Source organism: Streptomyces sp. NPDC087428 (assembly GCF_044744085.1).
Lineage (GTDB): Bacteria > Actinomycetota > Actinomycetes > Streptomycetales > Streptomycetaceae > Streptomyces.
Genome location: NZ_JBIUXR010000005.1, coordinates 1 through 26,778, shown reverse-complemented (window position 1 = coordinate 26,778; position 26,778 = coordinate 1). Strand labels below are relative to the sequence as shown.

Genomic DNA, 26,778 nt, shown 5'->3' with positions numbered 1-26,778 from the left:
GGGTCAGTACACCTGGAGCGCGCAGCGGAAGCCGCCGTGGCCCGTCGTGCTGTCGGGGGTGTTGGAGGTGCGGGCGGCGATCCGGTAGCGGTTGCAGTAGGAGCGGTGGCAGAGATACGAGCCGCCGCGCAGCACCCGGTTCTCGCCGTGCGGCGGTCCGGCGGGGTCGGTGCGGGTCTCGGGGCGGTCCGCGCGGTGCCAGTCGGCGCTGAAGCGGTCGGCGCACCATTCCCAGACGTTGCCCGAGGCGTTGTACAGGCCGAAGCCGTTGGGGGCGTACGCCTTGACGGGCGCGGTGCCCGCGTAGCCGTCCTCGCGCGTGTTGCGTACCGGGAAGTCGCCCTGCCAGATGTTGCAGCGGTGCCGGCCGTTCGGGGTGAGGTCGTCGCCCCAGGGGAACCGCGCCCGGACGAGTCCGCCGCGGGCCGCCTTCTCCCACTCGGCCTCGGTGGGCAGCCGCTTGCCGGCCCATCGGGCGTAGGCCGTCGCGTCGTTCCACGACATGTGGACCACCGGGTGGTCCCGGCGGTCGCCGATCGAGGTGCCCGGTCCCTCCGGCGCCCGCCAGTGCGCCCCGGTCACCGCACGCCACCAGGGGGCGCCGGGTACCGTTCCGGGCAGTACGGCATGGCGGGCCGCCGGGGGCACGAAGGCGCCGAACACGTAGGACCAGCCGATCAGTTCGGCCTCGGTGCGGTAGCCGGTGGCCTTGGTGAAGACGGCGAACCGGGCGTTGCTGACGCAGGCCGCGTCGATGTGGAACGGCCCGGTCGTGACCTCACGTACCGGTCCCTCGCCGTCGTCCGGGAACGCGTCCTCGTCCTCGCCGCCCATCAGGAACGGTCCGCCCGGTACGGCGACCATGCCGCGCAGGAGTTCGGCCGTGCCGCGTACGGGCACGGCGAACTCCGCCGGGGGAGCGGCGGTCGCCGTCGGCGCACTCTCGCGGGCGGGCCCGCAGCAGGCGTTCACCGGGCGGCCTCCCCGCCGGGCGCGCCGGGTGCCGGCCGGTCGAGCAGTTCCGCCAGATCCTGGCCGGTGGTGCGCAGCAGCAGGGCGACGCCGCCGAGCGCGGCCGCCTCACCGCCGAGGGTGGAGCCGCGCACCTCGATGGTGCGGGGGGCGGAGGGCAGGGAGAGCGCGGCGAGCTGCTCCCGGATGGGGGTGAGGACGAGGCCGTCCAGGGCCGCCGGTTCGCCGTAGACGACGATGCACTCGGGGTCGACCTGTGCGGCGAGGGCGGCGAGGACCCGGCCCGCGAGGACGGCCGCGGTCCGGACCACGTCGGCGGCGTCCGGCTGGCCCTCGGCGGCGAGGGCGATCAGCTCCGCGGCGTCGCGGGCGGTGACCCCGCGGTCGGCGCAGGCGGCGAGCAGGGCGGGGACGGAGATGAGCCCCTCCAGACAGCCTCGGCCACCGCAGTGGCAGGGCTTGCCCTCGGGATCGCAGCTGGTGTGGCCGATCTCGCCGGCCGCGCCATGGGCGCCGTGCACCAGTGCGCCGTTGACGACGAGTCCGCCACCGACCCCTTGTGACCAGCGCAGATAGACAGCGTTGTCGAATCCGCGGGCGGCGCCCCAGGTCACCTCGGCGAGTGCGGCGAGCCGGGAGTTGTTGTCCGTGAGCACGGGGGCGTCGAAGTGCCTGCCCAGCTCGGCGGCGACGTGGCCGGCGAACGGCGTCATCGTGCGCGGGTCGCCGGAGGCCGGGTTCTGCACGAAGCCGGGGAGACCGAGGCCGATGCCCTCGACGGGCGCGAGGCTGATGTTCTCGCGCCGCACCAGGTCCTCGACGGCGCGGATCGCCTGCGCGGCCCGTTCGGCGGCGCCGCTCTCCGCCGGTACGGGGGCGCTGGAGCGGCCGACGATCTCATGGGCGCAGTTGGCCACGACCACATGGATCCGGTGGCGCTGGAGGTCGATGCCGATCAGCTCGGCCCCGCGGGAGTTGAGGGAGATCTCCAGGGCCGGCCTGCCGCGGCCGCGCGGCTGCTCCGGATCGGGGGCCGGCTGTTCGATGACGGCCTTGCGCTCCAGCAGATCGGACACGATCGCGAACAGGGTGGTACGGGAGAGCCCGACCCGCTCCTTCAGCTCGCCGCGGCTCAGCGCGCCCGACCTGCGCAGTTCACCGAGTACGGCGGCTTCATTGGCCCTGCGCAGGCGTTGCAGGGCATCGGTGCGTTCCGTCATGGACGCATGGTCGATCGGTCAAGGTGTTTCTGTCAATGCGCGGGACGAATTCACACAATGTTTATTCCCAAGGGTTGACGTAAAAAAGTCGGCGTCCCTACAGTTCCGGTCATTCGGCTGCTCCGGCACGCGCCGAAGCACCACCGGACCGGGCATCGGCCGGGTCCCGCAGCACAGTGAGCGACCTTTCGAAAGGGCGGCCCGAGTGGCTCCGCGCAACGTCCTGTTCCTGATGACCGACCAGCACCGGGTCGACACCCTGGGCTGTTACGGCAACCCGCTCGTCGACACCCCCGCCCTCGACGCCCTGGCGGCCGGGGGGACCCGCTTCGACCGCTTCTACACCCCGACCGCGATCTGCACCCCGGCCCGCGCCTCGCTGGCCACCGGTCTCCACCCGTTCCGCCACGGGATGCTGAACAACCCCGAGCGCAACGGCGGGAGCAAGGACGAGCTGTCCGACGACAGCCCCACGCTCTGGGGCCAGTTGATGGACCAGGGCTACGCGGTGGGCCATGTCGGCAAGTGGCACATCGGCCGCGAGCGCGGCCCCGAGTTCTACGGCCTGGACGGCGAGCACCTGCCCGGCGCCCTCAACCCCGTGCACCACCCCTCGTACGAGAAGTGGCTGGAGGACAACGGCTTCCCGCCCTTCTCGGTACGCGAACCCGTCTTCGGGACCGCCGCCAACGGCACGGGCCGCGGGCACCTCATCGCGGGCCGGCTCCAGCAGCCCGCCGAGGCCACCATCGAGGCCTTCCTCACCGACCGCACGCTCGGCCTGCTGGACCGCTACGCCGGTGAGTGGAAGGCGAACGGCACGCCGTTCATGCTGTCCTGCCACTGGTACGGCCCGCATCTGCCGTACCTGATCCCCGACCACTACTACGACCTGTACGACCCCGCCGACGTCCCGCTGCCCGCCTCGATGGCCGAGACCTTCGCCGGGAAGCCCGAGGTGCAGCGCCAGTACAGCGCGTACTGGTCGTCCGACGGATTCGACGCCGCCGCCTGGCGCAAACTGATCGCCGTCTACTGGGGCTACGTCACGATGATCGACCACCAGGCCGGACGGCTCATAGAGGCGCTCAAGGGACACGGCCTGTGGGACGACACGACGGTCGTCTTCACCGCCGACCACGGCGAGTTCACCGGCGCGCACCGGCTCAACGACAAGGGCCCGGCGATGTACGAGGACATCTACAACATCCCCGGCATCGTCCGTGTCCCCGGCGCCCCCGCTCAGGTCAGCGACGACTTCGCCAGTCTCATCGACCTCAACCCGACCATCCTCGAACTCGCCGGAGCACCCGTGCCCGCCCTGTGCGACGGCACCAGCCTGCTGCCGCTGCTGCACGGCGCCGGGGCCGGGGACACCCGCGACGAGATCGTCGCCGAATTCCACGGCCACCACTTCCCGTACTCGCAGCGCATGCTCCGCGACCGGCGCCACAAGCTGGTCCACAACCCGGAGAGCGTGCACGAGCTGTACGACCTGGAGACCGACCCGCACGAACTGCACAACGTGTACGAGGCGCCCGCCTACGCCGGGGTCCGGCGCGACCTCACCGTGCGGCTCTACCGCGAACTGCTGCGCCGCGGCGACCCGGCCTACACCTGGATGAGCTACATGGCCGACATCGGCGGCGACCGGGCGGCGGACGTCGACGGAGTCGCGGAGGAAGTGGCATGAAGACACCGTCCGAAGCCCCCGCGGAACAGCGGACCGGGCACCCGGACCCGGAGCGCACCACCCGCCCGGCCATCACGAAGGGCCCGCGGACCCCGGGGAGGAAGGCGCGCGGGACCGGCCGGCTCACCGCCGTACTGCTCGGCCTGGCATCCGCCGCGCTGGGCCTGCTCGCCTGGGTGATCCTCGCCAACAGCGGCATCGAGGGCTTCCCCGGACCCCTTGCGGTGGCCCGCCGCGCGGGTGAACTCATCGCCGACGGAACCCTCTTCACCGACGCGGGCGCCAGCCTGAAGCGCGTCCTCATCGGCTACGTCCTCGGCGTCGCCCTGGCGATTCCGGTCGGCTTCCTCATGGGCTGGTACCCGGTCGTCCGCAGGCTGATCGAACCGTGGCTGCAGTTCTTCCGGATGGTGCCGCCCCTCGCGATCATCCCGCTCGCCATCGTCCTGATGGGCATCGACGAGACCCCGAAGATCTTCGTGATCTTCCTGGCCTCGTTCCTGTCGTCCGTCGTCTCCACCTTCCAGGGCGTCGTCGCCGTGGACGTCACCCTCGTCAACGCCGCCCGGGTGCTCGGCGCCCGCGATCCGCAGGTCTTCCTCGGCGTCGTCGTGCCCGCCTCCACCCCGTTCATCCTGGTCGGCATGCGGATCGGGCTCGGCGCGTCCTGGGCGACCGTCGTCGCCGCCGAACTCATCGCGGCCCAGGGCGGACTGGGCTTCCGGATGCAGCAGGCAGGGCTCTACTACGACCTGCCGACCATCTTCGTCCAGCTCATCGCGATCGGCTCGATCGGCCTCGCCATGGACCGGCTGCTGCTCCTCGCCGAGCGCAGGCTCACCCACTGGCAGGAACGGCGGTAACCATGCCCACCATCAACTTCCGTGACGTCACCCGGGACTTCGCCGTCAAGGACGGCGAATTCCTGGCCCTGGACCGGGTCAGCCTCGACATCGACGACGGAGAGTTCGTCACCGTCGTAGGCCCCTCCGGCTGCGGCAAGAGCACCCTGATGAACATCGCCGCCGGACTCCTCGACGCCACCGGCGGGGAAGTGACCGTGGACGGCACCCCCGTCCGCGGCCCCGCCCCCGAACGGGGCGTCATCTTCCAGCAGTACGCGCTCTTTCCCTGGATGACGGTCGCCGGCAACGTCGAGTACGGACTCAAGGTCGCGGGCGTCGGGAAGGCGGAGCGCCGGCGCCGGGCCCGCGAGGTCATCGAACTCGTCGGCCTCACCGACTTCGCGGACTCCCTGCCCAAGACCCTCTCCGGAGGCATGAAGCAGCGCTGCGCCATTGCCCGCGCCTACGCCGTGGACCCGAAGGTGCTCCTCATGGACGAACCCTTCGGCGCCCTGGACTCCCTCACCCGGGTCCGGATGCAGGAGTCACTGCTCGACACCTGGGGCCGTGACCGGCGCACCGTCATGTTCATCACCCACGACGTCGACGAGGCGGTCTTCCTCGCCAACCGCGTCGTCGTCATGGCGGCCCGCCCCGGCCGTGTCCACACGGTCATCCCGGTCACGCTGCCCTATCCGCGTACCGAGGAACAGCGGTTGTCGCCCGAGTTCGCCGAACTGCGTGCCCAGGTGTGGCACGCCGTCCACCACCAGCCGGCCCCCCTCGAAGGAATGGTGTCATGAAGTCGATCCGTGCCCTCGGCCGCCGTACGGCCGGCCTGTTCCTGGCCCTGTCGCTCGTCTCCGTCGCCACCGGCTGCGGGGGCGGCTCCTCCGACGCCGCGGACGGCGGACCTCGGAAGGTGAGGTTCGGCTACATCGCCGACTACAGCGGTTCCGTCGCACTCGCCGTCGCCCAGAAGCAGGGGCTGTGGAAGAAGTCGGGTGTCACACCCGAACTGAAGGTCTTCACCAACGGCCCGCTCCAGGTCCAGGCGCTCGGATCCGGCAGCCTGGACTTCGGCTACCTCGGCCCCGGCGCACTGTGGCTGCCCGCCTCCGGGCGCGCGTCCATCGTCTCCGTCAACATGCTGGGCCTGGCCGACCGGGTCATCGCCCGGCCCGGATCCGGCATCGAGAAGCCCGCCGATCTCAAGGGCAAGAAGGTGGCCGTCGCCGAGGGCACCTCCGGCGACATGATCCTCGATCTGGCGCTGAGCGAGGCCGGTCTGAAGCCGGACGACGTCACGAAGGTCGCCATGGACGCCTCGACCGTCGTCACGGCGTTCTCGTCCGGCAAGGTCGACGCGGCGGCCACCTGGTACCCGCTGATCGACACGATGCGGAAGAACGTCCCCGGTCTCAAGGAGATCAGCCGGACCGAGGACTACTACCCCAAGCTGACCTTCCCGAACGTCTTCGTCACCCAGCCGAAGCTGGCCTCGGGGAACTCGGAACTGGTCAAGAAGGTGACCGGGGTGCTCAAGCAGGCCGGTGACTGGATCGCGGCGCATCCCGAGGAGTCGGAGAGCGTCGCCGCCGACTTCCTCAAGCTGCCGGCCGGTCAGCTCAAGGGCTCCACCAGGTACGTGAAGCTCCTTCCCTCCGCCGAGCTGACGAAGCTCAGCAAGGACGGCACGGTCGACGGCTGGTTCGACGAACTGGCCGCGATGTTCGGCCGGATGGGGAAGCTGCCCAAGCCGGGCAAGGCCGAGGACTACTACCTCGGTGACCTGTACGCCGAGGCCGGAAAGGCGGACCGTTCATGAACGGCTCAAGCGACACCACCGCACCGGGCGCCATGACATCGAACGCCGTGAGACGGCGCGGATTCCTCGTGGGGGCGGCCGGTCTCGCCGGTGCCACCCTGCTGCCGGCACTCACCGCCACCGAGGCCGCGGCGGACACCGCCGGGGCGGCCGTCGCCCCGCTCCGGGTGGTCTCCGGCGGCCGGGCCCGTGCCTCCGTGCTCTGGTGGGGCGCGGGCAGCGCCGAATTCGCCGCCACCGAACTGCGCGACCACGTCCGGAGGATCACCGGTGTCCGGCTGCCCCTGCGCGCCGTGACCGTCTCCTCGGCGCCCGCGGGCGTCACCGGTCTGGTGGCGCTGAGCGCGGGCACCGGAAGAACGGGCGGGATCCCCACGAGCGCACTGGCCGACGCCGGACGTGAACTCGACGGCGCGCCCGAGGACTCCTTCACCCTGCTCGGCGACGACACCTGCCTCCTGCTGACCGGACAGGGCGATCGGGCCCCGCTGTACGCCGTCTACGCGCTCCTGGAGCGTGCCGGTGTGCGCTTCTTCGCCCCGGCCTTCCCCGCGTACGAGGGCCACCACGAGCACATACCGAGCACCCGCACCCTCGACCTCCCGCCCGTGCGCCTCACCGACCGGCCGGCCACGGAACTGCGGCGGCAGTACGCGGAGGAGGGGTTCAGCCACACCGCGGAGAGCCTGCCGCCGTTGCTCGACTGGATGGCCAAGAACCGGCTCAACACCTTCGTCTACCCGACGGACTACCTCGGCCTCGGCGTCACCACGTACGACGGGGTGCGCGACGTCCTGGTCCGCGAGGCCGGCCGGCGCTCCATCCGTATCGAGACCGGCGGCCACGGCTACGACAGCTTCCTGCCGAAGGCCGACTACCCGCAGTTCTACGAGTCCGGCGGCCCGGTCTTCGACATCTACAACCCGCAGGCGCTGGACGCGTACGTGGCCAAGGTCGTCGACTTCCTGCGGGAGCGCCCCGAAATCACGCTCTTCGACTGCTGGCCACCGGACGTCGGCGCCTTCCAGAAGCCCGTCCTCGACCGGTACGGCACCGCGTCCAACGCGGAATCGGTGGTGGTCAACCAGCTCGCCCGGGTGCTGCGCGAGGAGCTGCCCGGGGTCCGGGTCGAACGGATCGCGTACGCGTCCACCGTGCAGCCGCCCGGTCCGGAGTACCCCTGCGACCCCGAGGTCGTGGTGGACTTCGCGCCGTACTCCCGGAACTACGACGGTCATCTGGGCGACCCCGCGGTGGGCGCCAACACCGGCCTGGCGAAAGCGCTGCGGGCCTGGCGGTCCACACACCGGGGTCCACTCGCGATGTACGAGTACTACCGGCGGTACCGCTGGCGCAGCCTTCCGGTCCACCCGCTCACCACCATCGCGGGCGACGCCGTCTTCGAGTCGGGGCTCGGTCTCGACGGCATCGGCATGTACAGCGAGCCGGGCGACTGGATCACGTACGAGCACGTCCAGAGCCTGGTCGCCGCGCTGGCCTGGGACAGCACTCTGGACGCGGGCGGCTTTCTCGACGGCTACCTGCGGGCCCGTTTCGGCGCTGGCGCGGCCGACGCGATGCGGCGTTATTACGACCTGACGGGCCTGGACCCCGACACCCATGGTCCCGGCGTACTCACCACGCACTACGGGCAGGCACGGGCGGCCCTCCAGGAGGTGGCCGGGCGGACGGAGGAGCCCGCGCCCCGCACCCTGCTCGACCGGCTGACCCGCAACACCGACATCGCGCTGGCCGACATGAGGATCGGACTCGCACCGGCCGGCAGCACCGAACTCGACGCCGCGCGCCGGGAGTACCGGGCGCTCGTGCACCGCAACCGGTTCAACGGCGTCTGCCTGCCCAACATGCAGGCGTGGTGGCGCTGGAACGGTCCGGACGGCCAGGCGCCGTACGACGACGCCCGGATCCGCCAGGATGTCGTCGACACCTACGCGAGCCCGGCGGCCGGGTTCGGCGATCCGGGGTTCCTGGTGCTCGAACGGGCCGGTGACCCCGTCACGCTCGACGTGGAGGCCCAGGACGTCGACTTCGCCGGCCACACCGTCCACTGGACGGCCACCGCGCCCGACGGAGTCGTCCTGGAGCCGTCGAAGGGCACGCTGAAGGTGCGCGGTACCCGGGGCGCCGCCGCCCGCGTTTCCGTACGGGCCACCGCGGACGCGGCGGCCGGCGCACACCCGATCACGCTGGAGTTCCGGCTGGCCGACGGGACCCGGCTGGTCCCCTCCCGTGTGGAGGCCGACATCCGCTGACCGGCGCGGTACGTCCCGACCGGCTCCTCGGCCTCCGGCCGACGGAGCCGGTCATTCGACCTGCACCGCCGAAACCCCGGTATCCAACATTTATAAACGTCTAGACCAAACAGGATCGAACGAAAGTCCTTGACTGTCCGGCCCCGTTGCGCAATTCTCCTGAACACTTCGCTGGTTTAGACCACTTGGAGAATCTGTGAGACGTCGTGACCTGACATCACTCGCATGCCTGCTGGCCACGGCGACCGCCGTGATGGGCCTGGCATCGCCCGCCGGCGCCGCCCGGCCGGCCGCTCCGCCCGGCACGGCCGCCCTCCCGCCGGTCTCACCCCGTCCGCAGTCCATCAGCCGCGCCGGATCCGACGCCGCCGTCACCGGCCGCGCCCTCGTCGTCGCCGACGACCGGACCGACGCCGCGGCGCTCTCCCGTCTCGTGGCGGAACTCAAGGCACACGGCGCCCACCGGGTGGACGTCGTGGCACCCCCTGATGTGCCCCGTGCCGCCGCCGGCCTGCTCACCGTGCGGCTCGGCCCCGCCGGCCGCGCGGACATCGCCCGCCAACTCGGCACCACGGCCGCCCCCGACCACGCGGAGGGATACGCCCTGCGGGTCTCGGCGCACGGCCCGGGTCCGTCGGTGGCCCTCGGCGGTACCGACGCGACCGGCCAGTTCTACGCCGTACAGACGCTGCGCCAGCTGTTCCAGCGCGCCGGCCACTCCTGGAAGGTCGCGGGCGCACAGGCCGCCGACTTCCCCTCCATGCCGCTGCGCGGCACCATCGAGGGCTTCTACGGAGAGCCGTGGACACACGCCGAGCGGCTCGACCAGATGGACTTCTACGGTGACGTGAAGGCCAACACCTACATCTACGCGCCCAAGGACGACCCGTACCACCGCAGCAAGTGGCGCGAGCCCTACCCGGCCGACAAGCTCTCCGAACTGGGCGAGCTGGTGAAGCGGGCCACGGCCAACCACGTCCGGTTCACCTTCGCCGTCTCCCCGGGCGAGTCGGTCTGCTACTCCGACCCGGCCCACCGCAAGGACCTGGAAGCCAAGCTCCAGGCGATGTACGACCTCGGCACACGGGCGTTCTCCATCCCGCTGGACGACATCAGCTACACCCGCTGGAACTGCGAGGGCGACAGGACGGCTTACGGCGAACCGGGCCGCGAGGCGGCCGCCGAGGCACAGGTCGACCTCCTCAACGACGTACAGCACACCTTCATCGCCACCCATCCGGGCGCGCAGCCGCTGCAGATGGTCCCGACCGAGTACGGGGACCTCACCGACACCGCCTACAAGCAGACCCTGCGCGCCACGCTGGACCCCGCGATCGAGGTGATGTGGACCGGCACCGACGTCGTGCCGCCCACCATCACCAACGAGCAGGCCGAAGGTGCGGCGAAGCTGTTCGGACGCAAGGTGTTCGTCTGGGACAACTATCCCGTCAACGACTTCGGGAACACCGCCGGACGGCTGCTCCTCGCCCCGTACGACAAGCGTCAGGCAGGCCTGTCCGCGCACCTCACCGGCATCGTTGCCAATCCCATGAACCAGCCCTACGCCAGCAAGGCCGCCGTCTTCGGCGCGGCCGACTTCGCCTGGAACGACACGGCCTACGACGCGTCCGCCAACGGACGGCGCGCCATGGCCTACCTCGCGGGCGGCGACCGGGCGGCGACCGACGCCCTGCTGGTCTTCGGCGACCTGGAACACATGGCGCCCACCTTCGGGGACACCCCGTGGCAGCCGCAGGCTCCCGAACTCGCCCGCCGGGCAGCGGAATTCTGGACCTCGTGGGACTCCGGCGACCGCACCGGCGCGCTCCGGGCGCTGCGCCCGTACGCCACCGCCGTACGGAACGCGCCGGCGGTCATCCGCGGTGGCGCCGTCCAGCCCGGGTTCGTCACCGACGCCGGGCCCTGGCTCGACGCCACCGCACTGTGGGGCGGCGCCGCGGTGACGATGCTGGACGCACTCGAGGCCTGGAGCTCGGACCACAAGGACACGGCCGCACGCCTGCTCGCCGAATCGGAGCGACTGCAGGAGCAGGCACGCGCGGTGCGGGTCGACCCGCCGCGCAACTCCTGGGGCAGTGTCCAGCCCAAGGTGGGTGACGGCGTGCTCGACACCTTCCTCGCGCAGGCCGCCGACCGGATGAGCTGAACAGGACGCCCCGCCGGCGCGTGGGGCCACCTCTGCGCGGGGCCGGAGAGTCCGGCCCCGCGCACCGATGAACCGCACCATGAGCACACCAGCGAAAGGGCGTTCATGACGTATCAACCCCACGGGCCGCGAAGGCGCCCGCGCGCCGCGCGAGGGAGAGCGGTCGTCGCCGGCCTGGCCACCGGTCTCGCGCTGTCCCTCCTGTCCCCGCTGCCGTCCTCGGCGAGCACGGCCGGACCCGCCTCCGCGAGGCCCGCCGGACCGGCCCCGCAGCTCTCCCGCGCCGTGACGACCACGCACCGCTTCCCGGGCAACGACAACCGTTCCCACACCGTCACCTGGGACGAGAAGTCCCTCAAGGTCGACGGCGAGCGGCTGGTCGTGTGGTCCGGAGAGTTCCACTACTGGCGGCTGCCGAGCCCCGACCAGTGGCGCGACGTGCTGCAGAAGCTCAAGGCCTCCGGCTTCAACGCGGTCTCGCTGTACTTCTTCTGGGGCTACCACTCCAGCGAACCCGGCTCCTACGACTTCACCGGCATCCGGGACATCGACCGGCTGCTGACCATGGCCGAGGACGAGGGCCTCTATGTCATCGCCCGGCCGGGCCCGTACATCAACGCCGAGGCCGGCATGGGCGGTCTGCCGCCGTACATGAGCACCTACGGTGGCGAGCAGCGCACGGCCGATCCGCAGAACCTGGCGGCCGACCTGGAATGGCTGAAGGCCGTCAACGGCATCATCGGCAGGCACCAGGTCACCGACGGCGGCGGCAGCGTCATCGCGTACCAGGTCGAGAATGAGCAGATCGACAACTCGGCCAAGCACATCGACTACATCGAGAAGCTGCAGAGCGCTGTCGTGGACCAGGGCATCACCGTGCCGTTGTTCCACAACGACTACGGCGACGGCCACGGCTGGAACGCGCCCGGCGGACCGGGCGGTTCCGAGCTGGACCTCTACGCCTTCGACACCTACCCGCTCGGCTTCGACTGCACGGGCGCCCGGGACCGGCTGAGCGACTTCGAGTCCCGGATCCGTGCCTACTCGCCCCGGACCCCGGTGTTCGTCGCCGAGGGCCAGGGCGGCGCGTTCACCGCCTGGGGCCGGGACTGCCAGACGGACGAGTGCGCGAAGTTCGCGGACACCGCGTTCACCCGGCAGTTCGCCGTCAACAACGTCGCCAACGGCGTCACCGTGTCCAACTCCTACAACTGGTCGGCGCCACGTGTAGCCCTGTGACCTGCTGTTTCGTCGGTTACGTGGCGGCTTTGCCAGCGCCAGGGACTTCTTGGGGACTTTCGATCTTGCATCACATGAGCCACGTATCCATCGCGGCCAACCTGCGCTTGCCTGCGCCTGGCATGAAGTGAGCGTAGTAGTCGAGGGTGACCTTCGGGGAGGAGTGCCCCAGCCAGGTCGCCACGCTCACGATGGACTCGCCGGCTTCCAACTGCACGCTCGCGAAGGTGTGGCGCAGGACGTGGAACATGTCCGGCCGCGAGCGCTCGTAGACCGGGTAGAGGCGGACGCGCGAACCGTAACTCGCCGCCTTCTCGCCGACCTGGCGCAGTACCCCTGCGGCTACGAGCGCGGGCTTCCATCTGCGCTCGTTCCAAGTCCGGGGGTTGATCCGAAGCCCGTGGGAGGTGCTCAGCGCAAGCCGCACCGTGATCGGCTTGCGTTGGCGCTCCTCCAGCTCGGTCGTCGGCTTCTCTGGATTCCGCCACGGCAGGGTGCACTCGACCGGTGGGAAGAGCTGGAAGTGGAGCCGAACGCGGCGCGCCCAAGGTTCGGCGGAAGGGGAACATCACGGGTCTTGCGGCCTTTGGGCAGGCAGAAGTAGGGCCGTCCTTTCCCGTCCCAGCGGAGCTGGCGCCGTATGTGGACCACCTCCGCCCCGAAGTCGAAGTCCTCTTCTGCGAGCCCGAGTACTTCACCTTGACGAACTCCGAGTGCGAGCCCGAGGTCCACGGCGATCCGGTACCGCTCCTGTAGTGCGTTCCGCACCGCGTCGACTGTGGTTCGAGACCACGCCTTCGCCTTCGTGCCGACCGGCTTGGGCCGTTTGATCGATCGGTGGACAGCGACGGGGCTCTTCAGTAGGCGCTTGTCATCAACTGCGGCATTCAGGATGGTGGTGAGGTGTATCCATATGATCTCGGCGGAAGACTCCTCGACTCGAGAGAGCAAGTCGGCCTTGAACCGGCGAAGGGCCGAGGCGTCGATCTCGCGCAGAGGATACGAGCCCAGCAGGGGAATCAGGTGGTTCCAGATCCGGCTCCGCATGGGACCCGCAGTTGACGGCTCATCCGTTCGACTGGGCCACCAATGGTCGGCGATGTAATCGGCAAGCAAGATGGCACCATTCCGCGGGTCGACGAAGTCGCCCCTGCTGGAGTCCGTCTGAGCCTCAGCGAGCCAGCGCTTGGCATCTTCGCTTGTGTCGAAGGACCTGTCCTGGATACCAGGAATGCCCTTGACACGGTACCGCTTCCCCTTCCCCCAGATGGAAGTACGCTCTCGCTTGCCGGTCGCCTTGTCCGGCCTCTTCTTGAGCCAACGATCCTCGATGTAGCCCGCCATGGGGGCCTCCTGCCTGTGCGAGTGATGCGTTCCGGGTGCTTGACGGTGTTGGGAACGCTTCTTCGGGACAGGTCATATCCCGCTGCGGCAGGTGGAATTGATGTCGAGTTGGTGTCGATGCTCTGTGCTGCCGTGGACGTCACGATGTGCGACGCAGCGGCTTGCGGTTCAGCGGATCCAAGGCAGGATTCGATCGAGAGTCCGCCCTTTCTTGCCGGGCTACCCACTCGTCAAGCGCGGAGATCCTGTACATCACGCGTCGGCCCATCTGGAAGCTGGGCGGACCTTGCCGGCGATGGCGCCACACGTAAAGGGTGTTGGGAGAGATACCGAGATAGACCGCTGCCTTGTGCAACGTGAGGAATGCTATTTCGGGCACGTGGGTCTTGCTCTCGTCCATGGTGCGCTCCTGCCTGTCGAATCGACCGACTGTAGAGTCCCTGACGAGTCGCGGTTTGGACGTACCATGCTTTTGTGGTATGCGGGGGTCTCTATTTTTAGTTCGATGACGTTCAGGCGCCGAGTAACGTCCCGCCTAGCATCGTTGTGCCTCGGACCCGGCGAACTCAGCAGCGAGCCTTTTCCAATCTCACGTTGATGCGTGATGAAGGGCGAGGACGGCCTTCACGATGACGGTGATCCGGTTGGTGCCGCAGCGGAGTTCCGCAGGAGGCGCCAGCCCTTGAGAGTCGTCATAGCCTGCTCGCCGAGGCAGCGGATCTTGGCGTGGCTGCTGTTGTGATGGCGCTTCCATCGCTTCAGGCGGCGACCCCGGAACGGGACCCGTACGGGTCCTTCGGCTCCGTGGTGCGCCATGTCCACCCAGCACTTGAGCCACGCATCGGTGAGTGCTTCGACGATGCCGTGAGTACGCGCGGCGGTCAGTCGTGTGTGGACCTTGGAAGTGCGGGCGATGCCCTTAGAGGTCATCTCAACTGGCTTGATCACTAGGCTGGTGGCCGTGATGGCGATGGTGGAGCGTCTGGTGCCGGATGCGTTGTGGGAGTTGTTCCAGCGGGTGGTTCCGGCTGCTCCGGTACGACCTCAAGGTGGCGGCCGACGCAGGTATGGGGACCGGCAGGTGCTGGCGGCCATCGTGTTCGTGGCCACGACGGGCTGCACGTGGCGGCAACTGCCGCAGGGTTTCGGTCCTTCCGGGCCGACTGCGCACCGGCGGTTCACCGAGTGGAGCCGGGCCCGGGTGTGGGGCAAGCTCCACCGCCTGGTCCTGGACGAACTCGGCGCCCGCGGCGCCTTGGACTGGTCACGGTGCGCGATCGACTCGGTCAGCATGCGGGCAGCAAAAGGGGGGACCTCACGGGTCCGAATCCCGTAGATCGCGGCAAGAAGGGATCAAAAATCCATTTGATCACTGAGCGGACCGGTCTGCCCCTGTCCATCGGCATCTCCGCCGCGAACACCCACGACAGTCAGGGCCTGGAGGCTCTGGTGCGGGGTATCCCGCCGATCCGGTCCCGGCGCGGACCTCGTCGGCGACGGCCCGCCAAGCTCCACGGTGACAAGGGCTACGACTACGATCACCTGCGCCGGTGGCTCCGGGCCCGGAACATCACTCCGCGCATCACCCGCAGGGGCATCGAGTCCTCCCAGCAGCTTGGCCGCCACCGTTGGCCGGTGGAGCGCACGGTGGCGTGGCTCGCCGGATGCCGCCGCCTGCACCGCCGGTACGAGCGCAAGGCGGAACACTTCCTGGCTTTCGCGGGGATCGCCGCCGCCCTGATCTGCTACCGCCGGCTGGAGCGGCCGACCAGGTCACACGGCGCCGAGAAAGCCCGGATCAACCCCATCGAACTGTCGGCATGAGTCCCGGGCGACGCCGAGCAGCTCCGTCATGGGCACGGCGCGACGACTGGTCTCGGAGAGATCCTGGCGTGCCTCGGCAGACCACAACGGCGGGAATGTAGACAAGCCCTGATCGCTGTTCAGCGCCCGGACGTCGTCCTGCCAGCTGGCCCAGCGAAGATCCGCGTAGAACTCATCAAGCGCCCCGGACACCAGCCAGGCCATCCACACCGAGTGGCCGACGCCCAGAGCCTCCCAGCGGAGCGAATCCGGGGCGAAGTAGACCATCTCTCCCGGGGTTCCAGGGCGGCCAGCGCTGGCGGGATCTCCGCCGTTGAGAGCGAAGACACCACCCAGCACGTCATGTGCCACCACCAGGCCCGTATCCGCTCGCCACTCGGAGTCGAATGCTCCCGGGAACTGATTGGCCCGAGCCAGACCCGGCACCCCATGCGCAGCTCCGTCCACGGGGCTGCCAAAGACCCGCAGCCATCCGTCATCCACCAGCAGACCGCCGCAGTGCAGTACCACCGCGCCCAGGTATGACCTGGCCGTAACCTGCAACTGGAGAAGGGACGCCCTGCCCAGGTCGCTGTCGGCCGGAAGCACACACCGGCCCGGCTTCGAGTGTCTGCCTGAGTTCCGGCCAGGCCGGTTCCTCAACGTCGAGCAGCTGGCTCAGTTCACGCATGCCCGCATCGTCGCACCCGCACTTTGCACCCTCACCGGCAGGGCACTTTGACGAACCACCCGCCAATCGAGATGACCTCATAACCAGTGCGGCGTGGTCGTGGGGTTGTTGATTTCTTGGTCCGTCGTTTCGTGGCGTCTGGTTTGCCCATGGTGTGCACGTCGTAGCGGGTGGTCGGCTGCTTGTTCTTGATGCCGGGTGGTCGTCCTGGGCCGGGGTGTGAGGGTTTTGGTGCTCCGGCCGGGCAGGCCGCTTTGGAGCGGATGTGCCGAAAAGCGCGTCGGGCCCGGGCGGGAGTGAGCCGTTCGGGCGGGCTGGGTTTCTCCCATGGCCGACGCAGGTCGGCGGCGAGTGGGCGGGCGAGCCGGAGCTGGGTGAAGACGGCGAGGATCAGCCAGGTCCACCTGTCCGCGGCTTCGGGAGTACGGGTCTTCGGGCAGGTCCAGCCCAGGGTCTGCTTGAACAGGCGGAAGGTGTGCTCGATGTCGAAGCGCCGGAGGAAAGCCTGCCAGAGCAGATCAACTTGGGTGGCGGTGGCGTCGGTGCCCGACCACCACAGCCAGACCGGCTTCGGTGTCGCGCCGCTGGGCAGGTGGTCGACCCGCAGCCACGGTGCCCTCGATCACCGGCAGGGCGCCCAGTTGTGCGGTTCAGGCCGAGCGGTGGGTCAGTCTCGGGTGCAAGCGGTCCCAGGCTTGGGCGGTCGCGGTTCCGTAGAGGCGGGTCTCGGTCACCGATCCTGTGTGGGGTGGGCCCCAGGTGGCGGGGTCACCGAAGACGAACTCGCCGCCGTGGCGGGGCGCCCGGCCCCGCAGGCCGGGCTCACGAGGTCGGACAGCGCGGCGCAGGACGCGGTCCGAGCGCATCCGGCCCAGCACCTGCACCGGCAGGTCCTTCAGCAGGAAGGCGAGGCGGGGGACGTCGTATCCGGCGTCCACCACGATCAGGACGTCCGGGTCGCCGTCGTTCCACTGCCCGGCCTCCTGGAGGCGTTCGACGAGGTCGCGCATCTGCCTGGCGGTCACGGTGGCGGCGTCGTCTCCCGGCGCCAGACGAGTTGCGTCCAGTGGTGCGGTCCAGGAAGTGCGGCCGGTTTCGAGTGCGCAGATCACCGAGTAGGGCCAGCCGGGCACCGGGATGTGCTGGTCCTTGCCCCGCCCGTAGGTGTGGCACAGGATGCGCTGCGGCGAGGTGTGCGCGCTGGGCCGCAGCCAGCAGGTGAGGTCGGCGGCCAGGACCAGCCGGCCGTCCGCCGCCCGCGGGAGTTCCACCGCCGCGAGCGCTCGCCGTAGCCGGCCCACCTCGACCCGGCCCGCGGACAGGGCGTCGTAGAGCCCGCCGTGCCCGCGTCGGTGTTCGCCGACCAGCGAGAGTTCCACCAGCGACCTGACCGGACCATCGGCGCACAACACCGCGTCCGCGAGTTCGAACAAGGCATCTGCACGCCTGGTCAGGCAGGAGTAGAACGCACCCCGGAAGCGTGACAGTTCCGCAAACGGATCCCCCGGGACTGTGTCGTGCGACAGACTCATCCTCACGGCCTTCGTGCTGAGCGATGTGTGTTCCTTGGTCGGATCACATGCTCAGCCGAAGGCTGCCCGCATGTACGGCAGTTACCAGTCCGAGTGACCAAGTACGACAAGCCGTTCGGACCCACAGCTTAAAGATCAAGCTAGCGGCTTCTGTCGACGTTGGTGACCCGCCAGGCGCCGGTCTCGTGTGTCAAGTCCACCACCATGGACATAGGGGGTTTGGTGTGGTCCAGGCTGATGAGCGCGCGGTTGTCGCTGGGGAACTTCGAGTCCGATATCTCCCAGTCCTTCGTGAGCCCTGAACGCTCGGTGTCCTCCCAGTCCCCGCCCTTGTCCTCAGCAACTTCCGCCTGTGCGCTCTCCATGTCTTCCGCGGTCATGCACGGATTCAGGTCGAATCCCTCAGAGCGAAGTCCGCACATGGTGACGACATCTCCGCGGGAAGTAGCGAGGGCGAAGTCCAGAGCTGCCTTCTGCGCCTGCTCCTGGAGGGTCGGCTCCGAGTCGTTCTGGACGACCAGCAGAGTCGATCCGCCCCCGATGATCACTACCACCGCGGCCACGATGCCCCAGAACGCCCCACCTCGCTTCGTGGTCTTGTTGCCGATATGGCTCTTGTTGCCTTTGCCCGTCTGGCTCACAAGACCGGCATGACCCGCTCCGAAGCTGATCGCCTTGTTTTCCGGTTGCAGCTGTTCCAGCTTTGTCTCCAGCATGCGAGCGAGGCCCCGGTTGTCCTCCAGGATCCGTTCCAGAGCGCGTGAGGCGGTGATCTGGGTGGCGGGGTCCTCGGGGCTTTCCCGCAGTGCCACGGCCGCTGATTCGCTCTCCGGCCCCGCGCTCAACGTGTCGAACACCAGACTGCTTACCGCCGCGCTTCCCTGAGCGACGATGATCTCGATGGAACGCTGCGCAATCTCGCCGATATCCATGAAGCTCCCCCGTAAGACGGAGCTGCATTTTCCGACTCTCATCCCTTACCACGCAAGATGATTTCCGGCCTGCAAGTATCGGTCGTCTCCCCTTGCATCGTGCCGAGTTGGAAAGCAGCGAACAGGTCACATGTCTGGTCCCGGAGTACGCTCCGGCGACAGGAGTGCCCCGCGTGCCGCTGCTGCCGCGTCTGCGTGGGATGCCACTTCGGCGAGTGAAACCCGGCGGGCGGAGAACGGGGCCGCGGTCCGCCCGCCAAAGACGCCGCTGGCGGTCAGCAAGAGCCGGCGGACCAAACTCGCGCTCGCCGCACTCGGACTCGACTGGGCCCAACGCTGACCTGACGCCGGGTGGGTCAGTACGGACCCACCACCGGCCGCATCCGGCCCTGACGCCCAGCCCGGACCGGTCTACGGGGCGGAACGCTGGCCGGGCAGATAGATCATCACGCCCCCGGTGACCGGCACGCACCGGGCGCAGTCCGGGAGTCCGCGACCTGGGTGTGGAAGCGCTACTCGGCCCGCCACCAGCGCTGTCCGACATGCCAGTCCCTCACCCAGTGCAGGAAATCGCCCCCCGGCTGATCGGACGGGCGGTCGACATAGGGTGCGGCGCATCCGTCTCTGAGCCACCACATCCGGCCGCGTTGCGGCCTGGTCACCGCTAGCGTCCAGTACTCACCGGGTCTGTCGCTGCCCAGCAGCACGGAGCCGTGCTGGTAGGTCTCGTGCAACAGAGACGAGTGGCGGGTGTGGTCGTAGTAGTCGTACTCCCACTGCCACTCCTCCTCAAGAGGGAAGGGCTGGCCGGGCACGCGTACGGCAGCGCCATCGAACGGCTCCGGGCTCATCCAGCAGTCCGCTTCCCAGACGGCCCAGCTGTCCGGTTTCTCTCCCAGTGGCAGCAGACCACCTTCGCCAGGCGGACCATCGTCGGTACCGTTCGCGATCTCAGTCACGAAAGTGCGATCTGGCTCCGGCAACACCACCCCGTGCCTACGCTCCCACACCCGAAGCTCTTCCCTGTCCAAAGGGCAGTGACGGACCTCTGCCGGAAAGGCTCCACGCAGGACGGTTATCGCACCCGAAATCGCATCCTCCACGTCCTACAGGTATCACCGGGCACTGACACTCTGGCCTCGGACCACTGCACGCAGCGGGTTAAAAGACAAGCTGGGGCGTGTATCGAAAATGGATCTCGGCCTACAGGGGCATCGGGTCTGATCGGGTTCGCGCTGCCGCGAACTCCCGGATCGCACGGGTTCATTGGACGTGTCGACCATCAGTCTTCGGATGATCGTCGGACGACATTTCAGCGTCGGGGTGGGTGAGGCTGGACGAGGCCGGTCTGGTAGGCGATGACGACGAGCTGGGCTCGGTCGCGGGCGTGGAGTTTTGCCATGGCGTGGTGGATGTGGGTGCGCACGGTCAGGGGGCTGAGGTGGAGTTGACCTGCGATTTCGGTGTTGGTGAGTCCTTCGGCGGCCAGTGCCATGGCTTCGCGTTCGCGGGTGGTGAGGGTGGCCAGGCTCGTTCGGGCTGCGGGGTGGGTGCCGGGCTGCGGGGCGGCGAGGAAGCGGGTGATGAGGTTGCGGGTCGCTTGGGGGGAGAGGAGTGCTTCGCCGGCGACGACGGTGCGGATGCCGTGGAGGAGTCCTTCGGCGCCGACGTCCTTGCCGAGGAAGCCGCCGGCTCCGGCACGCAGGGCGCGGGCGACGTGCTCTTCGGTGTCAAAGGTGGTGAGGATGAGGATGTGGGTGCCGGCGAGGTCGGGGTCGGCGCTGATGGCGGTGGTCGCGTCGAGGCCGTCGGTGCCCGGCATGCGGATGTCCATGACGACGATGTCGGGACGGTGCCGGCGGGCCTGCGCGACGGCCTCGTCGCCGTCGGCGGCTTCGGCGACGACTTCCATGTCGGGCCGGGAGTCGATGAGGATGCGGAAGGTTTCCCGTAGCAGGGCCTGGTCGTCTGCGAGCAGGACGCGAATGGTCATGGGGTGCTCTCCTCGCGGGAGGGGCTGGGGTGCAGGGGGAGTTCGGCGGTCACTTCGAAGCCGCCGGTCGGGCGGGGTCCGGCGTGCAGAGTTCCGCCCAGGGACAGGGCGCGTTCGCGCATCCCGATGAGACCGTAGCCCTCGCCCGGGGCGGTCCCGGTGCCCGTCCCGTGGTCGGTGACGCTGATGGTGAGCCGGTCGTGGGTGTAGGTGAGGGTGACGTCGGCGGTGCTGGTGCGGGCGTGTTTGGCGATGTTGGTGAGTGCTTCTTGCACGATGCGGTAGGCGGTGAGGTCCACTCCGGGTGTGAGGGGCCGGGATTCTCCATGGGTGGTGAGCGTGACGGTGAGTCCTGCGGAGGCGTGGGTGTCGAGGAGTGCGGGGAGCCGGGCGAGGCCGGGGGCGGGCTGGAGGGGGTCGTCGAGCGTGTCGCCCTGCTGGCGCAGGAGTCCGACGGTGGCTTTCATCTCGCGCAGGGCGGTGCCGGTGGTCTCGCCGAGGGCGGTGACCAGCTTCTCGGCCTGTTCGGGGTGGCTGCGGATGAGGAGGGCTGCGGTGGTGGCCTGGGCGTTGGCCAGGGCGAGGTGGTGTGCGGAGACGTCGTGGAGTTCGCGGGCGATGCGCATGCGTTCTTCGGCGACGCGGTGGCGGGCTTCTTCCTCGCGGGTGCGTTCGGCGTGTTCGGCGCGGGCGCGTACCGAGTCGAGGTAGGCGGTGCGGAAGCGGGTGGTGGAGCCGAGGGCGGACGGCAGGAGGAGGTAGGCGATCGGGCCGATCACCATGAGTGCCAGGGATTCCCCGGCGGGACCACCGATCACGCAGGCTCCGGCGACCAGGACGACGGCGGCGAGCGTGAGGTTGCGGGTCGTCTTCCGGTCGGTGCGTTCGGCCAGGGAGTAGAGCGCCGCCATCAGCGGGGCGAGCAGCAGGACCGTCATCACGTAGCCGGCCAGGGCCGTGGCGGTCGCGCACAGGACGGCGAGGGTGGTGACGGCCCTGGGCCGGGAGCGGTGCCAGAGCAGGGCGGTGCAGGAGATGCCGGCCAGGAGGACGCCGAGCCAGCGGTGGGCGGGGGCGGCCAGGTGATCGACGTCGGCGAAGCTGCCGGGAAAGGCCACGAGGAACAGTGCCAGGGCCACCGTGGTGTCGACGCCGCGGGGGTGCCGGCTCAGGTAGCTCCGCCAGGTCGTGATCATCGTGCCTTCCACCTTGTAAAGGGGTTCGTGGTGCGTGCGGGACGGCGGAACGCCCTGGAGGGGGCCGGCCGGCCCGTTTCCGGGTGGCCGGCCCCCTCCAGGTTGTCACTGGTGGACGGGCAGTTCCGGCTGCTCGGCCTCGTGCCGTGCGGGTGTGGCGTCCTCGTCGCGGGTCAGGGCGTGGCCCTCGACGTCGACGCGGGGCACGATGCGCTCCAGCCAGCGGGGCATCGTCCAGGCGTGCTTGCCCAGCAGGGCCAGGACGGCGGGCACGATCGTCATCCGCACGACGAGTGCGTCGAACAGTACGGCGCTCGCGAGTCCGAACCCGATCATCTTGATCATGGGTTCGCTGACGCCGATGAAGCCGGAGAACACCGAGATCATGATGACGGCCGCGGCGGCGACCACCCGGGCGCTGTGCCGGAAGCCGGAGACGATGGCCTGGCCGGGGCGTTCGCCCTTGAGGTGGGCTTCGCGGATCCGGGTGACGAGGAAGACCTCGTAGTCCATGGCGAGGCCGAAGACGATGCCGACCATGACGATCGGCATGGTGTTCATGATGGGGCCGGTCTGGTGCACGCCGAGCAGGCCGGCGAGCCATCCCCACTGGAACACGGCGACGACCGCGCCGAGGGCGGCCAGGACCGACAGGAGGAAGCCGAGGGCCGCCTTGAGCGGGACGAGCACGGAGCGGAAGACGACCAGCAGCAGGAGGAAGGCCAGGCCCACCACCAGGGCGAGGTAGGGCACGAGGGCGCCTTGGACCTTCTGGTCGCTGTCGATGTTCGCGGCGGTGCTGCCGCTGACCATGAACGTGGCGCCGGTGGTCTCCTCGATCGCCGGGCGGTCGTTCCGCAGGGTATGGATCAGGGTGCTGGTCCGCTCGTCCTGCGGGTCGGTGGCGGGAGTGACGGAGAGGACAGCGGTGTCGCCCGCGGTGTTGAAGCGCGCCGGTGACACGGACACGACCCCGTCGACGGCACCGATCTGGCGGGCGCTCTCGGCCACGGCGGCCTTGGGGTCCTGCGCGTCCTTGGCGTCCACGACGATGGTCAGCGGGCCGTTGAAGCCCGGGCCGAAGCCGTCGGCGAGGGCGTCGTAGGCGCGGCGTTCGGTGGTCGAGGTCGGCTTGGACCCGTCACCCGACGTGCCCAGTTCCAGCTGAGCGGCGGGCAGGGCGATCACGCCGAGGGCCGCGACCGCCACCAGCAGTACCGGCAGGGGCCGGCGCACCACCAGGCGGGCCCAGCGACTGCCCAGATTCGGCTTCCCCTCGCCCCCGCCCGCCCCCGCGGACCGCCCGCCCCGGCGGGCGGAACGACGCGTCGAGCGTGCCAGAACGGCGCGGGGGAAGATCCCGAGCAGGGCCGGGACCAGCGTGACGGCGACCAGGACGGACAGCGCCACGGTGCCGGCCGCGGCCAGCCCCATCTGGGTCAGCGTGGGGATGCCGACCACGGACAGCCCGGCCAGGCCGATCACCACGGTCAGGCCCGCGAACACCACCGACGACCCGGCCGTCCCCACGGCCACCCCGGCCGCGTCCTGCGGCGCGAGCCCTCGGGCCCGCTCCTCCCGGAAGCGGGAGACGATGAACATCGCGTAGTCGATCCCGACAGCCAGTCCCAGCATCATCGCCAGCGTGCTGGTGGCACTGGACAGGCCCAGTGCACTGCTGAGCGCCATGATCGTCGCGGCGCCGATCCCCACGCCGACCAGCGCGGTCAGCAGCGGCAGCCCCGCCGCGGCCAGCGAGGCGAACGTGATCAGCAGGACGACGGCCGCCACCACGACGCCGACCAGTTCGGTCGCCCCGCCCGACGGCTGGGCGGCCAGGACCGAACCGCCGACCTCGACCGTCAGTCCGGCCTCCCGGCCGTCCTCGACGGCCTGCTCAAGGCCCTGCTTGACCTGGTCGTCGACGTCCTTCGCCTTCACCTCAAAGGTGACCGACGCGTACGCCGTAGTGCCGTCCCTGCTCACCGCGCCCGCGCCGTACGGGTCGGCCGCCCGGACCACCTGATCGAGACCGCCGACCCGGTCCACAACCTCTTCGACGGCCGACCGGTTCTCCTGGTCGGTGACCTTTTGGCCCTCCGGGGCCACGAACACGAGCTTCGCGCTCGCCCCCTCGGACGCAGCACTGCCTGTGCTGCCTGCGGGGAAGCGCTCCTCGATGAGGTCGAAGGCGCGCTGCGACTCCGTCCCCGGCATCGAGTGGGAGCCGTCAGGAGCGGCCGGCGCCAGCGCCGACGCCACGCCCGCGGCGACGAGCGCCAGCACCCACAGCACCAGGACGCGCCAGCGCCGTCGGAAGGCCGATCGGCCCAGTCGGTCAAGAAATGCAGCCACAGAAGGATCTCCACATCCGAAACTCGGGGAACCCTTCCACCCTGTCCGGCCAGGCATTTCCCGTCTTCGTGCGGCTGCCGACAGTTCACTACTGCGTCCGCAGTAGGCGTTGCTGCGGGCGGTCGCCACCCATCGCCGCCCGCACAGACATGACCGGTGCTGCCGCCCGCTACGGTCTGACCACCATCACCTTCGAGCAGTGGGCAGCGCAGCAGGACTGGACTGTCCCGGTCGTCTGAACCCAGTGGCCCTCCAGCCACACGGGCTCAGCGGTGAAGCCGGAGTCGTCCTCGCACGGGAACACCGATCCCCCGCGCGAGGACGACCGTGTCCCTACCGGCCGCACAACCCACAGCGTGACCTCGGAACCCGCACCCGGTGGGCGAGGGCAGCAGTGGGTCACAGCCACTCATTGATGGCTGCGATGAGGACGGTTGCCTCGTAGCGGACCGAGAGCTTGTCGTACCGTGTCGCGACGGCGCGGTTCCGCTTGAGGCGATTGATCCCGCACTCGACCGCGTGACGCTCACGGTAGTCGGCCGGGTTGAAAAGCGGAGGCCGACCGCCATGGGAACCGAGCTTTCGACGATTGCGTGCCTGATCGGCCTTGTCCGGGATGGTGCACCTGATCCCGCGGCGGCGCAGGTAGGCACGGTTCCTGCGGGAGGCGTACGCCCTGTCGGCCCGCACCCGGCTCGGTCGGACGCGCGGTCTGCCCGGCCCGACTCGGGGCACGCGGACCTTCTCCAATACGACTTCGAACTGCGGCGAGTCCCCACGTTGCCCTGCGGTCACTACCATCGACATGGGCTTCTGACCTTGCTCGATGGCAAGGTGCAGCTTGGTGGTGAACCCGTCGCGTGATCGTCCCAGTCCGTGATCAGCGGGATCGGTGAAGATGCCGCCAGGCGGTTCCTTCTGCAAGTCACCCTGCCTGCGGGCCCCGGCCGCGTGCTGGTGGGCGCGGCAGACCGTGGAGTCGACGCTCAGGTCCCAGACGATCGCCCGCTTCGCGTCGGCCAGGGATTGGAGACGGGTGAGGATCTGATGCCAGGTGCCGTTCCGCTGCCACCGACGGAAGAGGTCGTAGACCCGGCCCCACGGTCCGTACTCGACGGGTACGTCCCGCCACGGCACACCGGTCCGGACTCGGAACCGTATGCCGTCGATCAACTGCCGCCGAGGCCAGACGGGCGGCCGTCCCACCCTGGCACCATTCGGTAACAACGGCTCCAGCACCGCCCACTGCTTGTCCGTGAGATCTCCCCGCCCCATGAACCATGATCATTCACCGTCCGAGATCCATTTTCGATACACGGCCTAGCTTGACTCTGTCGGGGATCTTGAAGGTGCCGGTCAGGTTCCCAGGGTTCGCCAGGACTTCGGCCGGGGTATCTCGCGCTGGTCGAGGTAGTGCTGGAAGGCAGTCGGTCGGCGGGACGTGGGTGCTTCTTCGGCCGGTGGCAGTCCGCTGAGGCGCTCGATGTTGACGGCAATGGCCGTCAGGACGTGCTGGATGTGGGCCTTTCCCTGTCCTCGGTAGCGGCAGCGCCGCATTCCGTGTCCGTGGGCGAACTCGTTGACCGTGCCCTCCACTCCCGAGCGGACTGCATAGCGGGTCTTCCACTCGGACGTCTGCTGCTCCGCGCGGACGCGAAGTTGCAGGTCATGGAGTTCTTGCGGGGGAAAACCCACGGTTCGGGCACTGTCCGCGGTGGAGGTGCACTGAGTGCGGGCGGGGCAGGGACGGCACTGACTCTTGGTGAACCTGGCCACGATCAGCGGGGCCGCGGTGGGTGACGAGGTCGGGTAAGGGCCGTGCCAGCCCGCACTGACCTGGCCCTGAGGACACGTGACCTGCTGACGGTCGTAGTCGATGTGGAAGTCGTCCCGGGCGAAGCCCTCGTTCTGCCGGTGTTGGCGGGTGGGGTTGCTCCGCAGCGGTCCGGAGACGGTGACCTGGTGTTCACGGGTGGCTTGTGCCAGGTGGGTCAGGGACGTGTAGCCGGCGTCGACCAGGTGCTCGGCGGGCAGCAGCCCACGACGCGCCAGACGAGTGTGGATGCCGGGCAGAACCTGACTGTCGTGGGTGGTGGCCGCGGTGGTGGCCACATCCGTGATCACATTCGGGCCGCCGGGAGCGCACGTCTCCGTCAGATGAGCGGCAAACCCCTTCCAGCTGATGATGTGCCCGTGCCTCGCATAGCGGGCCGAGGTGTCGTACGGCGAGACGACTGCCCGGGACGAGGGCGGCAGCCCGGGTCCGCCTTCCTTCTCGGCGGTGCGCCAGCGCAGTCGGCCTGCCTGGTCACGGTGGTAGTTCTGCACCATGATCTGGCGCAGGGCCTGGACGCGAGGGCCGGACGTGCGGCCTGTTTCGCGCCGGTAGAGGTGTTCCAGGAGCCGGACAGCATCGTTCCCGGCGGTCAGGATCCTGGTCGTGGGCTTGGTGGGATTCTTGCCCAGACGGACCGGCCGACCGTAGCGGCGGCCCCACTCCTCATCGACCAGCTCGTCCAGAAGGTGAGGGGATACACCGGCGACTTCTTCGAGTGCGGCTCGGACTGCCTCGGTGACCAGCTCCAGGCGGGTCAGGTCACGCACCGCGGCCAGGACGTGGGTGGAGTCGGTGCGCTGCGTGGTGCGCTCGCGCACCAGGCCGGCCTCCTTGAGACGGGCCAGCACGAGGTCGAGG

21 protein-coding genes and 2 pseudogenes are annotated in these 26,778 nt (G+C 69.4%); 8 read left to right on the top strand and 15 right to left on the bottom strand.

Going from position 1 to position 26,778, the window contains the following annotated elements:
• Positions 1 to 3: 3 nt before the first annotated feature.
• Positions 4 to 972, bottom strand: a complete 969-nt coding sequence (locus ACIO3R_RS11760; protein WP_385031868.1) for a formylglycine-generating enzyme family protein — start codon at positions 970 to 972, stop codon at positions 4 to 6.
• The gene (locus ACIO3R_RS11755; protein ID WP_402105313.1) at positions 969 to 2,192 is read right to left on the bottom strand and encodes an ROK family transcriptional regulator; all 1,224 of its coding nucleotides are present in this window, start codon (positions 2,190 to 2,192) and stop codon (positions 969 to 971) included. Before ACIO3R_RS11755 ends, ACIO3R_RS11760 begins: the two co-directional genes overlap by 4 nt.
• Before the next feature lie 205 nt (positions 2,193 to 2,397).
• Here ACIO3R_RS11755 and ACIO3R_RS11750 point away from each other — a divergent pair, with 205 nt between their 5' ends.
• From ACIO3R_RS11750 to ACIO3R_RS11720, 7 genes are all read left to right on the top strand, one after another.
• Positions 2,398 to 3,885 (top strand): sulfatase-like hydrolase/transferase, encoded by a 1,488-nt coding sequence (locus tag ACIO3R_RS11750; RefSeq protein ID WP_385031874.1) that lies wholly within the window; start codon positions 2,398 to 2,400, stop codon positions 3,883 to 3,885.
• Positions 3,882 to 4,748, top strand: a complete 867-nt coding sequence (locus tag ACIO3R_RS11745) for an ABC transporter permease (protein WP_385031876.1) — start codon at positions 3,882 to 3,884, stop codon at positions 4,746 to 4,748. The genes ACIO3R_RS11750 and ACIO3R_RS11745 overlap by 4 nt, the downstream gene beginning before the upstream one ends.
• Positions 4,749 to 4,750: 2 nt before the next feature.
• On the top strand, positions 4,751 to 5,533 hold the full coding sequence (locus tag ACIO3R_RS11740; protein ID WP_385343929.1) for an ABC transporter ATP-binding protein: 783 nt from the start codon (positions 4,751 to 4,753) through the stop codon (positions 5,531 to 5,533).
• Positions 5,530 to 6,558 carry an aliphatic sulfonate ABC transporter substrate-binding protein gene (locus tag ACIO3R_RS11735; protein ID WP_402105310.1) on the top strand — a complete coding sequence of 343 codons (1,029 nt, stop codon included), beginning with the start codon at positions 5,530 to 5,532 and terminating at the stop codon, positions 6,556 to 6,558. Before ACIO3R_RS11740 ends, ACIO3R_RS11735 begins: the two co-directional genes overlap by 4 nt.
• On the top strand, positions 6,555 to 8,831 hold the full coding sequence (locus ACIO3R_RS11730) for a DUF4838 domain-containing protein (RefSeq protein ID WP_402105309.1): 2,277 nt from the start codon (positions 6,555 to 6,557) through the stop codon (positions 8,829 to 8,831). Before ACIO3R_RS11735 ends, ACIO3R_RS11730 begins: the two co-directional genes overlap by 4 nt.
• A gap of 253 nt (positions 8,832 to 9,084) precedes the next feature.
• Positions 9,085 to 10,998, top strand: a complete 1,914-nt coding sequence (locus tag ACIO3R_RS11725) for a beta-N-acetylglucosaminidase domain-containing protein (RefSeq protein WP_402105647.1) — start codon at positions 9,085 to 9,087, stop codon at positions 10,996 to 10,998.
• A 105-nt stretch (positions 10,999 to 11,103) separates the two neighbouring features.
• The gene (locus ACIO3R_RS11720; RefSeq protein ID WP_402105307.1) at positions 11,104 to 12,237 is read left to right on the top strand and encodes a beta-galactosidase; all 1,134 of its coding nucleotides are present in this window, start codon (positions 11,104 to 11,106) and stop codon (positions 12,235 to 12,237) included.
• A 70-nt stretch (positions 12,238 to 12,307) separates the two neighbouring features.
• Here ACIO3R_RS11720 and ACIO3R_RS11715 read toward each other — a convergent pair whose 3' ends face one another.
• From ACIO3R_RS11715 to ACIO3R_RS11700, 4 genes and pseudogenes are all read right to left on the bottom strand, one after another.
• The gene (locus ACIO3R_RS11715) at positions 12,308 to 12,664 is read right to left on the bottom strand and encodes a hypothetical protein (protein WP_402105306.1); all 357 of its coding nucleotides are present in this window, start codon (positions 12,662 to 12,664) and stop codon (positions 12,308 to 12,310) included.
• Positions 12,649 to 13,581: a hypothetical protein gene (locus tag ACIO3R_RS11710; protein ID WP_402105304.1), complete on the bottom strand. Its 933-nt coding sequence runs from the start codon at positions 13,579 to 13,581 to the stop codon at positions 12,649 to 12,651. The genes ACIO3R_RS11715 and ACIO3R_RS11710 overlap by 16 nt, the downstream gene beginning before the upstream one ends.
• Positions 13,582 to 13,720: 139 nt before the next feature.
• Positions 13,721 to 13,981 (bottom strand): helix-turn-helix transcriptional regulator, encoded by a 261-nt coding sequence (locus ACIO3R_RS11705; RefSeq protein WP_402105302.1) that lies wholly within the window; start codon positions 13,979 to 13,981, stop codon positions 13,721 to 13,723.
• Between the two features lie 189 nt (positions 13,982 to 14,170).
• Positions 14,171 to 14,504, bottom strand: a pseudogene (locus tag ACIO3R_RS11700) (transposase family protein); the annotation flags it as partial.
• A 47-nt stretch (positions 14,505 to 14,551) separates the two neighbouring features.
• Here ACIO3R_RS11700 and ACIO3R_RS11695 point away from each other — a divergent pair.
• Positions 14,552 to 15,405, top strand: a protein-coding gene (locus ACIO3R_RS11695; RefSeq protein ID WP_402105645.1) for an IS5 family transposase whose coding sequence is annotated in 2 segments (ribosomal slippage) — positions 14,552 to 14,897 and positions 14,897 to 15,405 — 855 coding nt in all. Because the reading frame shifts where the segments join, the coding sequence is not laid out codon by codon here.
• On the opposite strand, the gene ACIO3R_RS11690 is transcribed toward ACIO3R_RS11695, so the two are convergent.
• The 9 genes and pseudogenes from ACIO3R_RS11690 to ACIO3R_RS11650 form a co-directional block, all read right to left on the bottom strand.
• Positions 15,355 to 15,993, bottom strand: a complete 639-nt coding sequence (locus ACIO3R_RS11690) for a DUF2625 family protein (protein WP_402105300.1) — start codon at positions 15,991 to 15,993, stop codon at positions 15,355 to 15,357. The two genes, ACIO3R_RS11695 and ACIO3R_RS11690, sit on opposite strands and share 51 nt — an antisense overlap.
• Before the next feature lie 113 nt (positions 15,994 to 16,106).
• Positions 16,107 to 17,607, bottom strand: a pseudogene (locus ACIO3R_RS11685) (NF041680 family putative transposase).
• A 140-nt stretch (positions 17,608 to 17,747) separates the two neighbouring features.
• Positions 17,748 to 18,539, bottom strand: a complete 792-nt coding sequence (locus tag ACIO3R_RS11680; RefSeq protein WP_402105298.1) for a hypothetical protein — start codon at positions 18,537 to 18,539, stop codon at positions 17,748 to 17,750.
• A 512-nt stretch (positions 18,540 to 19,051) separates the two neighbouring features.
• Positions 19,052 to 19,390 carry a hypothetical protein gene (locus ACIO3R_RS11675; protein ID WP_402105296.1) on the bottom strand — a complete coding sequence of 113 codons (339 nt, stop codon included), beginning with the start codon at positions 19,388 to 19,390 and terminating at the stop codon, positions 19,052 to 19,054.
• Between the two features lie 461 nt (positions 19,391 to 19,851).
• Positions 19,852 to 20,532 (bottom strand): response regulator, encoded by a 681-nt coding sequence (locus ACIO3R_RS11670; protein ID WP_402105295.1) that lies wholly within the window; start codon positions 20,530 to 20,532, stop codon positions 19,852 to 19,854.
• On the bottom strand, positions 20,529 to 21,728 hold the full coding sequence (locus ACIO3R_RS11665; protein WP_402105293.1) for a sensor histidine kinase: 1,200 nt from the start codon (positions 21,726 to 21,728) through the stop codon (positions 20,529 to 20,531). Before ACIO3R_RS11665 ends, ACIO3R_RS11670 begins: the two co-directional genes overlap by 4 nt.
• Before the next feature lie 105 nt (positions 21,729 to 21,833).
• A complete protein-coding gene (locus ACIO3R_RS11660; RefSeq protein ID WP_402105292.1) occupies positions 21,834 to 24,083 on the bottom strand; it encodes an MMPL family transporter in 2,250 nt (749 codons plus the stop codon).
• Positions 24,084 to 24,482: 399 nt separating this feature from the next.
• Complete coding sequence (locus ACIO3R_RS11655) at positions 24,483 to 25,358, bottom strand: IS5 family transposase (protein WP_402105291.1); 876 nt, start codon at positions 25,356 to 25,358, stop codon at positions 24,483 to 24,485.
• Between the two features lie 81 nt (positions 25,359 to 25,439).
• Positions 25,440 to 26,778 (bottom strand): transposase (locus ACIO3R_RS11650; protein ID WP_402105289.1); only part of this gene is annotated, 1,339 nt, incomplete at its 5' end.